The organism is Sphingobacterium sp. UBA7038, from assembly GCF_002494055.1.
GTDB classification, from domain to species: Bacteria; Bacteroidota; Bacteroidia; order Sphingobacteriales; family Sphingobacteriaceae; genus Sphingobacterium; species Sphingobacterium multivorum.
Window position 1 is genome coordinate 45,542 of the sequence record NZ_DLAV01000012.1, and the last position, 11,463, is coordinate 57,004.

At 42.4% G+C, this 11,463-nt stretch carries 13 protein-coding genes; 5 read left to right on the forward strand and 8 right to left on the reverse strand.

Annotation, left to right across the window (positions count from 1 at the left end):
* Positions 1–20 precede the first annotated feature (20 nt).
* Positions 21–887, reverse strand: a complete 867-nt coding sequence (locus B3H30_RS06530; RefSeq protein ID WP_070567358.1) for an SDR family oxidoreductase — start codon at positions 885–887, stop codon at positions 21–23.
* 113 nt (positions 888–1,000) lie between these two features.
* On the opposite strand from B3H30_RS06530, the gene B3H30_RS06535 reads away from it, so the two are divergent.
* Positions 1,001–1,336, forward strand: a complete 336-nt coding sequence (locus B3H30_RS06535; protein ID WP_070567360.1) for a winged helix-turn-helix transcriptional regulator — start codon at positions 1,001–1,003, stop codon at positions 1,334–1,336.
* A 1,355-nt stretch (positions 1,337–2,691) separates the two neighbouring features.
* Here B3H30_RS06535 and B3H30_RS06540 read toward each other — a convergent pair.
* Positions 2,692–3,135, reverse strand: coding sequence for a winged helix-turn-helix transcriptional regulator (locus B3H30_RS06540; RefSeq protein ID WP_239468724.1), 444 nt, complete (start codon positions 3,133–3,135; stop codon positions 2,692–2,694).
* Positions 3,136–3,184: 49 nt separating this feature from the next.
* On the opposite strand from B3H30_RS06540, the gene B3H30_RS06545 reads away from it, so the two are divergent.
* Complete coding sequence (locus tag B3H30_RS06545) at positions 3,185–3,880, forward strand: nitroreductase family protein (protein ID WP_070567362.1); 696 nt, start codon at positions 3,185–3,187, stop codon at positions 3,878–3,880.
* 213 nt (positions 3,881–4,093) lie between these two features.
* Here B3H30_RS06545 and B3H30_RS06550 read toward each other — a convergent pair whose 3' ends face one another.
* Both B3H30_RS06550 and B3H30_RS06555 read right to left on the reverse strand, forming a co-directional pair.
* Positions 4,094–4,537, reverse strand: coding sequence for a nuclear transport factor 2 family protein (locus B3H30_RS06550; protein WP_070567364.1), 444 nt, complete (start codon positions 4,535–4,537; stop codon positions 4,094–4,096).
* Positions 4,538–4,669: 132 nt separating this feature from the next.
* Positions 4,670–5,707, reverse strand: a complete 1,038-nt coding sequence (locus B3H30_RS06555) for an NADP-dependent oxidoreductase (protein WP_201303494.1) — start codon at positions 5,705–5,707, stop codon at positions 4,670–4,672.
* A gap of 126 nt (positions 5,708–5,833) precedes the next feature.
* Between B3H30_RS06555 and B3H30_RS06560 the strand changes: the two genes are divergently transcribed.
* From B3H30_RS06560 to B3H30_RS06570, 3 genes are all read left to right on the forward strand, one after another.
* Positions 5,834–6,175 (forward strand): winged helix-turn-helix transcriptional regulator, encoded by a 342-nt coding sequence (locus B3H30_RS06560; RefSeq protein WP_070567366.1) that lies wholly within the window; start codon positions 5,834–5,836, stop codon positions 6,173–6,175.
* A 370-nt stretch (positions 6,176–6,545) separates the two neighbouring features.
* Positions 6,546–6,986, forward strand: coding sequence for an Hsp20/alpha crystallin family protein (locus B3H30_RS06565; protein WP_070567368.1), 441 nt, complete (start codon positions 6,546–6,548; stop codon positions 6,984–6,986).
* A gap of 81 nt (positions 6,987–7,067) precedes the next feature.
* Entirely contained in the window at positions 7,068–7,370 is a 303-nt protein-coding gene (locus B3H30_RS06570) for a hypothetical protein (RefSeq protein ID WP_112374265.1), read from the forward strand.
* Positions 7,371–8,075: 705 nt separating this feature from the next.
* On the opposite strand, the gene B3H30_RS06575 is transcribed toward B3H30_RS06570, so the two are convergent.
* The 4 genes from B3H30_RS06575 to B3H30_RS06590 form a co-directional block, all read right to left on the reverse strand.
* Entirely contained in the window at positions 8,076–8,606 is a 531-nt protein-coding gene (locus B3H30_RS06575; protein WP_070567372.1) for a FecR domain-containing protein, read from the reverse strand.
* Positions 8,607–8,672: 66 nt separating this feature from the next.
* Positions 8,673–8,945: a sigma factor-like helix-turn-helix DNA-binding protein gene (locus B3H30_RS06580; protein WP_139145030.1), complete on the reverse strand. Its 273-nt coding sequence runs from the start codon at positions 8,943–8,945 to the stop codon at positions 8,673–8,675.
* 33 nt (positions 8,946–8,978) lie between these two features.
* Positions 8,979–9,200, reverse strand: a complete 222-nt coding sequence (locus B3H30_RS06585; protein ID WP_070567376.1) for an RNA polymerase sigma factor — start codon at positions 9,198–9,200, stop codon at positions 8,979–8,981.
* 566 nt (positions 9,201–9,766) lie between these two features.
* A complete protein-coding gene (locus tag B3H30_RS06590) occupies positions 9,767–11,338 on the reverse strand; it encodes a RagB/SusD family nutrient uptake outer membrane protein (protein WP_070567634.1) in 1,572 nt (523 codons plus the stop codon).
* Positions 11,339–11,463 lie beyond the last annotated feature (125 nt).

Sequence of the window (11,463 nt, forward strand, 5' to 3'; positions counted from 1 at the left end):
AAAGGATTTGCTTCTACCAATTAACTGTATATATTTTGCAGAAATTCTTTTAGGCTGACCGGGCTCCTCCCTAGTAGTCGCTTCACATCGCTTTTATTCGTATCAAATTCACCTCTAGCAATCGCTCCACAGAACCTTGCAATGTACGCTGCATCATCTTCAGAAAGACCGGCCTGTATAAGCTGTGCAACATATGCACTTACGTCCGGCTGGTGATAAGCTAATGTTTTTCCGGAAATGTCTGATAGCAGGTCAGCAATCTCTGCGAAGGAAAAGGCGGTTTCTGAGGCGATGATATATTCTTTGTTTTCATGACCCGGAGTAGTCAATACAACAGCATTTGCTTCAGCCATTTCGCTTATTGGTAAAAAGGGAGTTTTGCCATCTCCTGCAGGGATAGAGATTCCATTATTCAATATATCCTTTCCTACAAGGAAGGGAATCATGTCAGCATACATTGTGTTGTTCATTAAAGTGTAGGGGATACCTGTTTGTCTTAAATAATCAGCTGTATATGCATGATATCGAACCTCTCCACCCATGATACTTTGCTGTAAATTCTTCATGTCAAAGCTCGTATAAATAATATGGCCAACACCAGATTCATTCGCCGCATTGATCGCATTTTTGTGCTGCTCAAACCTTTTGCCTATATCTGATGAAGAAGACACCAGCAGCAGCTTGTCGACGCCCCGAAACGCACTTTTTAAAGACTCCAAATCCTGATAGTCGCCAAGTTTGATTTGAAGTCCTTTTGATTTTAATTCTGCCGCCTTGCTTTCATCTCTGACTAACGCAGTAATGTTGTTTGGGGCTATACCCCTGTTTAATAATGAATCGATGGTGGCTTTACCTAAATTTCCTGTTGCACCGGTTACTAAGATCATATTTTTTTGTTTTTAGATTAATTATTTTTGTCAGGTAAAGAAACAAATTTGATTTTGAAAAATTACCCTTGCTGCGGGTAACAAGACAAAAAGCGGTAACCTAAAAGTGACTAATGGAAAAGGAATTAGAACATGATGACTGTCCTGTTACAGCGACGATAGCCTTATTCGGAGGGCGATGGAAGCTGCCGATTTTATATATACTTTCAAAAAATACCAGACGTTTTGGCGAAATCCAGGTTAGGGTACCCTCTATTTCAAAAAAGGTGTTAACTAATCAATTGAGAGAGCTCGAAGCCGATGGCCTGATCAGCAGGAAACAGTACAGGGAGCTGCCTCCCCGGGTAGAATATACGCTCACTGATTTTGGAAAAACCCTTTGCCCTTTGTTGATTGATATAGCAGCCTGGCAAAGAAAAAGCATGGACACGCTTACCAAGGTGAAATAAAGCTTTCCCGTGAAGTCGTAACCAAAACGCCTAATCAACGTGATTATGAAGTACTGTTTTGGATAGATAAGGATAAAACGCCTAGGTAATCACTAAACCATTGCACCATCCCTAAAAGCTATTAAGCGAAGACGAAACTATCCTATTTGCCGTCTAAAAAATCGGGTGAATACAATGTTTGCCCATGTGAGCGGGCAATATCCTGAATGCGTTTAATCGCTTCCGCATTCGTTGGAGGCGGAAATTCTCGTGCGGCTACTGGCTGCCCAATCTCTAAAAAAATCTTCTAAACCTGCTGGCACTACAGTACGGAGCAACTTAGCTACAGCATCGCTCACATTTTTGGAGTAATGCACAGCGCCGCCCTTGGGAATGAGTACGAAAGCGCCTTTCGCGGCGGTATATACGTAGGCCTAAGAGTGTACTTCAATCTCACCTTCCACGATATAAAGAGATTCAAAAAAGTCGGCATGTGAACTTGGGCTAGGACCATTTTGCGGAGGAACCAGCATTTCTATACCTATTCCGTTACCTGTTTTCAGTTTTTACCTTCGAGGCATTGAAAGTGAAGTTATGATTTGTGATACAGGGAAATGGGCACTGACAGAGCCTTATATAGGGTTATTTTTACCCTTTTTTTACCATAAAGCCGAAGGTTTCAATCTAACTCAGTAGTCAATTTGGCCCTGAACAGGGTGGTCAACCACCATACGCTCCTTTCTTCAATTCCGGTGTTGTAACCGCTTGTTTTTGGCGCAAGACAAAGCCGGTGCCCTGCGTCAGGAATCAGAAAAAACGAAAAACATGAGATGCGTTAACGGCTTATTGCTGCCGAATTTTCATTTGAACTGTCAATTTTTCGAGGGGAAAGAAGTGGTACATGGTTTGCCTGCGGCTTTCTTTTCCAACTCTACCCGGCATTCCGCCTGGTTTGATCACTGCCGGCGTCCTAACGATATTGTTTGCGGCGCAGGTATTCTTCAACCCTGTATTGGGTGCCGTGACCATTGACCTGGACGGCAACGGCCTTTATATTCACCGGTATTTTTAATGGTCTTCTGGCCTTCAGGTTGAAGGATGCCAACGATTTTTTTAAACGTCATTCATTATCAAACTGATTGTTGCTTCAGGGCGTTACAACTTAGCCTCCTTAAATTTGAGCCGAATAGAAGTAGTTCGCCGGAATAGCCGGTGTGATCAGAGGTCGCATCAAGTCGGCCTTTGATCACACCAGCCGCTCCGGCAAAGCCCGATATCTATGTCCACTCCATTCTCATTTTTAAAATGTGTACGAGAAAGCTTTCTATACGACTGGGTTATTAATAAATGAGTTTCCTTTTCATCTGTAAATTCAATTACCGGTCTTGCTTGTGCGAGTCAATGATGCGTTTCCTGTGTTGCAATCCCCATTCCGCAATACTGTCAGTCAGGCTCTTCAGCGTCATTCCATAAGGCGTTACATCGTAGGTTACAGACAGCGGTTGTGTTTGAGATACCTCCCTTTTAACCAGACCGTTTGTTTCAAGATCTTTTAATTCCCGGCTAAGTACCTTCCCTGCAATGCCATTGATATCTCTTAGAAGTTCCGAATACCGCATCGGCTTATAGCCAAGGCGTGAGAGTATCGATATTTTCCATTTGCCGCTTAAGATATCCATCGTGTCATCTATTGCCCGTATCTTTTTAGCACACTCACTGTCTATAAACCGTGATTTAGTTTCAATTTCCTTTTCCATAAATTTATATGGATACTTTTTTGTCACATAGGTTACCTCAATGTCACAGTTACTTTTTGTCACAAAGTTACAATATAACAGCGATCGCGCTACCTTTACTCAAAAATAAAATATGAGTTTACTTAATGATTTACAATGGCGCTATGCCACCAAAAAGATGAACGGAACCAGGGTTCCGGAGGAAAAAATTAATTATATCCTTGAAGCCGCCCGGATGGCGCCATCCTCTTCAGGTCTTCAGCAATACAAAATAATCGTCATTTCTGACAAAGCATTACTGGAGAAGATCAAAGGTGTCGCTTATAACCAAAGCCAAATCACCGATTGCTCCCACTTACTGGTGTTTGCCGCATGGGATCATTATGACGATGAACGTATTTCGAAAGTATTCAACTATATCATGGACGAACGCGGGCTGCCGCACAGTACGATGAATGCCTATAAAGAGACAATTATGGACCTTTATGAAAAATCAGGAACGGAATGGCAGGCGCATCATGCGGCAAAACAGAGTTACATCTCATTTGCAATCGCGATTGCGGCAGCAGCAGAACAAAAGGTTGATGCCACGCCTATGGAAGGCTTTATACCAGAAAGACTGGACGAGCTTTTAAAGTTAAAGGGTACCGGTTACAAAAGTACGGTGATCCTACCATTGGGTTACCGGGATGGAGAAAACGACTGGTTAGTCAATATGAAAAAGGTACGCACCCCTAAAGAGGAATTCATTACGGAGATGACCATTACAGACGCAGTGGACACAGTTGAGCCAATGGCAGAAAATCTTGAGGCATTCGTGCAGAAGTAATTGCCAACTGTTTTTGATATTAGAGAGGCTGCCGAACAAGCAGCCTCTTAACACCTCACAGGACATCATCGTAGTGAGTCAAAATCATCAGTACCCTATCTCAGTCTATCTATAAAGCTATTTTCAGTTTTCATTCTCTTACTGTAAACTTCCATAAATTATGGTGGATTAAGCCGGCTTTGCTTCTTAACGCTAATTAGATGTTTTGCTTGATCATTGATAAACCTCAGATTTATCCTGCCAGTTAAAAGTTCCTGTTCGCTCAGCAATAAGCCAGCGGTTACCATCACGTACATAATCATCCTGGTAAACCGCCCCAATGGTGGTTTTAATTCTTTTGCTGTTCTCTGTGCCAATCAAAGTAATGGTACAGTAACATGTTCCTGAGGCCTTATCGCCATCTATGCTTATAATGTGCTGTCCGTTAAAATGGTAAACAGTTTCGTAATCCTTAAGGAAATTACCAAACGCTGCTGCCATTTCCTTCCGGCACCGCAGTTTTAAGATAGAAGTTCCGCCGGCAAAAGTTTCTGACAACGCATCTTCCGAAAATAGCTGGACCTGCGCGTTAAAATCCTTTCTGTCGCCCAAAATTGAAACCCTGTCTACGAGCTCCTTTATCAATAGCCTGTCTTTTAATTGTTCAAGATCCTTCATGGTCGTTATAAAATAAATAAGTTTTTTAGGGTCTTATACCGATTAGAATTAGAAAAGGCTATCTGTAATGGATAGCCTTTTAATGGGACTCGCTGTAGTGCTTTGACCCCAACCTAGCGAGCCTTTATCTTTCTAGGCCACGGTGAGCACAATCTTACCCTGGATACTTCCCTGAGCAGCTCTTTCGTGGGCTTTTCGGGCATCGGCAAGCGGGAAAACACTATCAATGACGACGCGTATCGTACCGTTGTCAAGTAATTTGGCTACTTCTGCCAATTGCGCACCATTCGAACGGACCTGGGTGGTGGACATCGTCACACCAAGCTGCTCAGCCTCTGCTCCACCGGACGCGCCGAGCCCGAAAATGGGAAAGAGTGCGCCGCCCCGCCTGAGCGTACGTAAAAAACGACTAGTCGTTGGGCCGCCAACCGAGTCGATGACCAGATCAACGCCACGCACCTCATCCTCGGGTACGGTCTTGATATAATCAATGAATTCGTCAGCGCCAAGATCACGCAAAAGTACTTCATGCTTACCAGATGCCACCACGATCACGTAGGCCCCTTTCCATTTGGCGAGTTGCAGGGCAAAGTGGCCGACACCGCCGGCCGCACCATTGATGAGTACTTTTTTGCCCTCAAGCGGCACCGGTTCATGTTGCTTCGGCTGAAGCGGATTGGGTACATTATGCCCCTGTTCAATCATGAATTGCCAGGCGGTGAGCAGAGACATAGGAGCAGCGGCCGCATGGATATGATCGATAGCGGCCGGCTTAAGCGCTACCTGCGATGCGGGCGCGGTGATGTATTCGGCATAGGCACCACTTTCTACAGAGAGACCCTCCGGAAAACGAACCATCGAGTAAACTTCGTCCCCGACGGCGAAGTCCCTAACATCATCAGCCACCGCCTCTACCACACCCGATACATCTGTTCCCAGAATAAGCGGGAAGTTCCCCTTTGGCCTCCACTCAGGAGGAAGCGATTTAAACCCGTCACGCAGGTACCAGTCGGGCGGATTGAGACCAACCGCGTGAACCCGAATGAGCACTTCGCCCTGCTTAAGCATAGGTATCGGAGCGTCCTCATAAAGGAGAACTTCAGGACCACCAAACTCGTGCTGACGGATCGCCTTCATTAAGCCTGATTTGTTTTGTGATTTTAATTCCATTTTTCTGCTGTTTGATGTGGACAATATTAAATTTTTCCAATACTTTTGTCAAGTATGTACTTATCTGTATCTTACCTACCAAAAAGTATGTATTATTGATTATCAAAATGTTGTAAATAAATTAACATGAAAAAAAATGCAGAAATTCCTGAGTGTATACAAAAATGTGGAGTTGAATATGCTTTTAAACGCATCGGCGGGAAATATAAAGGTCGCATTCTCTGGCATCTGGGCATGCGACCGGTATTGCGGTATGGAGAGTTGAGCAGAACCCTCCCTGATATCACTACCAAGATGCTTACGCAAACTTTGAGAGAGCTGGAAGAGGACAAGCTCATCATCCGGAAAATGTATCACGAAGTGCCGCCTAAAGTGGAATATTCATTGAGCGAAACCGGCCTGGAGTTGATGCCCTTTATAGAGCATCTTCATAACTGGGGAAAGAAACAACTTGAAAAAGAAGGATAGGATAAGAGGCCGCAGGGTACAATTTTCCTAACAGCATGCTGCCGTAGTTTCTAAAAACCCGAGGCGCTGCTTGAGCCATAACCGTAAAAGCCTGTCTCGTATTTTGTTTTTGTTGATGATCGTTAGTTGCGTTATTTAACTATGTAAAGTTGTCAGACAGGATGAAAAAAATTCAGTTTCAAATGGCCTAAAGCTGTTATTTTGCTATTGAAAAAGCCATGCGAAACAGTTAAAATATAGCATAATTGCTGTTTTTTAAACATTTTTTGTACAACCATTTCGGATTGGCATGCTGCTTGACTAATCGTTCACAGAACTTCGGTTCTTAAGTTTAATTGATTCATTAATTGTTTAAGAAAGGAAATAAGTTATGTCATTGGTTAAATTTAATTCAGATCGAAAACAAAATGCGTTAATGCCAGGCTTTAACGACATCTTTGAATCTTTTTTTAATGATTCTTTCTTATCGGACCGTATGGTGACCCGTGTACCTGCGGCTAACATCAGCGAAACCCCTGATGAATACCATATCGAACTTGCCGCTCCTGGCCTGAAGAAGGATGATTTCAAAATCAATATCGATCATCAGGTGCTGAACATTTCTGTAGAACAACGCAGCGAGAACACCGAGAACAGTAAGAAATACAATAAGCGCGAATACAGCTATAGTTCTTTCGTGCGTTCTTTCACCTTGCCTGACAGTGCGGACGACAGCCGCATCGAAGCAAGCTATACCGACGGCGTTCTGAAGATCAATGTGCCTAAGAAAGAAGAGGCCAAATCGGTGACCCGTCAGATCGAGATCAAATAAGGTTGAATTCTCCGGAGTTTACGGGCTGTCCGAAAGGGCAGCTCGTTTTATATCCCGCTTTATCAAAGGAGTTTGATCGGCATGGCAGGCAGCTATCATATCAGTCTCGAACTGAACACGCTTTTCGGAATGGAAACGATAGGTTCTCTGGAACTTGGCACAGAAAAGGATTTCGCTGCTCAGGTATTTGAGGAGCTGCATGGAGATGACCAGGTCACCGGGCAGGGATCATTTACCTTGATATTAACAGCATGTGAAGACGGCGTAAAACTGCCATTAACCATGAAGCGCTGCAACTCGGATGAACTCGCCTGGAACGTGAAACTCATCGCCCGCGAGCTCTTTAAGAAATATAACCTGGAAGCAGATGATCCGGACAACTAATATTGTATTGAAATCGATGTAAAAAAGTGACGATAAATATTTTTCAGGAGGTACAACAATGTTATTGAACAAACGTCCCCCTTTTAAGTATCTGTTCAACAAGGTCAGGTCTGAACTGATCTACATTACTATAACCACGATCCTCGTGTACGGGCTTACCAGGGCATACGAACATTTGATCCCGGAGATCCCGCTTACCATCATTAACAGGAGTCTTCGCATACCGCAATTTATAGAAATTAGTAGCCAGATTTAAAGTATATCAGAAATGATACCTAAGTAATTAGTTCATCTTAAAGTGCTAACGAATTTCCTTCCGATAGAATATAAACACTCCTGACCATTGCAACGCTTAAACAACCAGAGTTGGAAGCAGGGAATTGTCAAGGGCAACGGTGATAGCCGTTGTTTATACACCCTTGACGGTTTTCCTGCGTAGCTACGTTTGTAATGGCGGTGCAGTGCCCTTCTTTCTATAATACGTAGGGAAGGCAGGCGTATATGAGGTACAAATATTTGCCTGCGTGCGGCGGCGAGGCGGGCTGCGCAATGAAACCCGGCGCAAAGTGTGTGGTGCAATGCAGCAACCTGCCTCAGCTGCTGGCCTTGCCTCCTAAAGCTCAGTTTTCTTTCTCCTGAACATGCCGCTGCCAGTACTGCTCCAATATGCGTTTGTCCCTGCCATTCGCATGTTCAACTGCCGCATTATAATCCACGATGAATTCTGTTCCCAGCGCAGTTGGTCATCAACGTACCGCTTTCGACGATGAAAGGTTTTGAAGGATCTTTCGCTACTTTAAAACTGACCCTTCCACTGAATAATTTAACCCGTCTAAAATCAAGATCCGGTTTTATGCCCAGCTGAATCAGTGCCCCGGGTTCCAAGGTTAAAATCGAATGGTCCGCTGCAACAATTTCTTTAGGCTGAGCAGAAGGGTTGTAGTAAATTTCATGAATGAAACTCGCTGTTTGTAAAGGTTCATCAGTTGATGTGCTCAAAAGATTGGTTAAGATGAACAGGAAACCAAACAGTATGAATACAGTAATGATTCTCAACAGGCTATCACCACCACGTTTTGACTTATTTTCCTGATTGATATAGGAAACCCAGTCATCTTCTGAAATGAAATCATCCAATAAGGTCGGATCATCATTCAGCCATTTGAAGACAAGTTTCGCTTCCTCAGCAGAACATTCATTCGCCAGGAATTTATTTAATAAGGATTTGCGATTCATAACAGTTTCTATCCTTTTAGCGGGATAGGTATATAACTGTTATACGAATAGTGATGGGCTTGTCCCCTAAGACAACTTAAAAAATTTTTTAATAAATTTCAGACCAATGCTAACGTGGTTTTCTACCGTCTTCGGGGAGATAGACAATTTGACGGCAATTTCTTTATAACTCAATTCCTCAATTTTATGGAGATAAAAGACCTGTTGCCGCATAAAAGGCATTTGTGTAATCAGCTCTTTTACGTATTCTAACTCTCCTTTATAGGCAATTTGTCGTTCAAGATCTTCATATTGGGTCAGTACAAAAGGTTTCTCAAACTCTACATATTTTCTATTCAAAGCACGCCGCCGCAACTCATCAATTAATTTTGTTCATGCAATCTGAAAGAGCTGGGTACTGAATTGGATTTGCTGATTCGCATGATTCTTGCGTTCCCAAACAATTAGAAAAGTCTGCTGGACGACATCTTCGGCCAGATTCGAACATTGGGTCTTCTGATACAGAAAATAGTACAATTTCCTGTACCAATAACGATAAGCTAAAAAAAACTCCTTTTCGTTAGTCGGTGCCCGCTGTAGGATTTTATCCATCATAATCTACATTTAGATAGTCTTGTTTCAATGCTGTTATCCTCTTTCCAAAGAATATCGAAATTGGTATCTGACAGAATTTCAATTTGATCCATCAAAATGACCCATGCTTTTTGGCTAGTTATCCACCTCTAAAGTGATTATTTTTTATCAAAAAAACAAGATAATATTTTCGATAAGGCCATCGCCTCAATCTCCATTTTAAGCGCTTTCTTTCATAAAAGCTACTTTGCCGATAGGCAACTTATGGGTCCTGTTTTCTTCTCTTGTATTTTTTAGGCGCAGCAAGTTCGTTTCAACTCGTGACCAAATTAGTCCTTTTAACAGTGCTTGTTCAGTGATTGCTCAGTGATTGCTCAGTGTAAACTGAATAAACAATGACTGATTACTGTCTAAAAATTGATTAAAAATTGTGAAGAGGTATAAGTTGGTATTAAGATAGATTAGTTTTAATCACTATATAGAAAAAAGAAGGTATTTAGATGATAAGAAAAATCACTTGTCATCTAAATACCTTTGCACTAAAACAAACACCGTGAAACTGCTTGTTTTATGGATATCAATAAAATCTAGTATCCTGGATTTTGTTTTAAATTTGGATTGACAGCAAGCTGTTGACTCGGAATTGGATAAACCAATGTTTTCGGGCTGGAATCCGCAGCTTTTTCCTGCCAGGCTAATAAAAACTTACCAAAGCGGATCAAATCCTGTCTTCTCCAACCTTCCCAATACAACTCACGCGCACGCTCGTCTAATATATTATCAAGCGTCAACGCTGTCAAGTTATTCACACCACGGTTTGTCCGAATAGTGTTAACTAATCCAAGTGCCTCTGTTGCAGTTCCGGTTCCGCCTCTTAATATAGCCTCTGCTTGCATCAACAATACATCGGCATAACGGAAGACTACCCAGTCGTTATTTCGTTGACCAGTGACAGCATAATCAAAGGCATACTTCATTGGACGGATACCCGCTGTTTCCAATGTAGCTCCAGAGGTCCGGATGGTCACTTCACGCGTGAAGACCAAAGGTGCATTCGCTGGATTTCGCGCCATCAATGGTTTGTTTGTACTCCAATTGTATTGCTGTCCTGCAAAAAAACCTACATTTTGACGTTTGAATTCTTTTGTTCTGTTAGAAGTCGTATCAGCCGGATAATTATAGTAAATTCCTCTTCTTTCATCGGCATCCGAAAATTTATCGTAATAATCTGATAATGTACACCAACCGTTCCAGCCCCCAGGTCTCATATTATAATGCGCAATAGTATTCCAGGTACGATCCACATTTCCACCTCTATCGCCATTTTTATTATATAAAGTGAAAATATTTTCGGTAGACTTTTCGTCATTATCGGGCGCGAAATTATCAAAGTACTTGCCCTTTGCAGAAACAGTATAGGATCCCGAAGCCGTAATTTCCTTGGCTAAGGCCACCACTTTATTCATATCTTCGGCAGCAAAAGAAGGAGCTTGTCTGTTTAAAAATGTTCCCTTATTCAAATAAATCTTCATCAGCAATGCTTTTGCCGCATTTTTATTGGCTACATAGGCTGCTTTCGGACCGTTTGCAGGCAAACTCGCTATAATTTCGTTGAGATCCTTCACGATATAATCAATAGCCGCCTGTGGCTGTAACACCTCTGGTGCGATTCTAAAATCTTCAAAAGAGGCTCCTTCCCGGACGGGTACTACGCCATAGAGATCCAACATATCGAACATGACCAACGCACGAATAAACTTCGCTTCAGCACCTTGCTGTGCACTCGGATTATACCGCAACACATTACCCGCATTATAGATGGCTGTACCAAGACTTACAAATGTATTGTTCATATAACCATTATCAGCATTCCAGGTATGTAAATGGATCGCACGATGCATCCCATTATCATCCCAGTCACCTCCCCGTGTAGGAGCCATAGCAGCATCTGTGGATATTTCCTGCATCACCCAGCGCTGTTCCTGCTGATAAGGGGTATTCAATGAATTATAAGCTGTGATCAACAAGCTTCCAGGATCCACATTGGATGTCCCCTCTTCCAATTCTCCTTTAAATTCCTCCTTTAGTTTAGTACAAGAAAATGTACTTGTTACAATGGAGCCAATTATTCCGATATATAATAAAGTTCTTAATTTCATCTTTTTCATCCGTCTAAATTTGATTATTTATTCATCCATTTTGACTGTAAGGCATTCATACTGCCTTTAGTGTTTCATTCGTAATGAGGCGATCAGATTTATTCATTCACTAATATGAATATGTT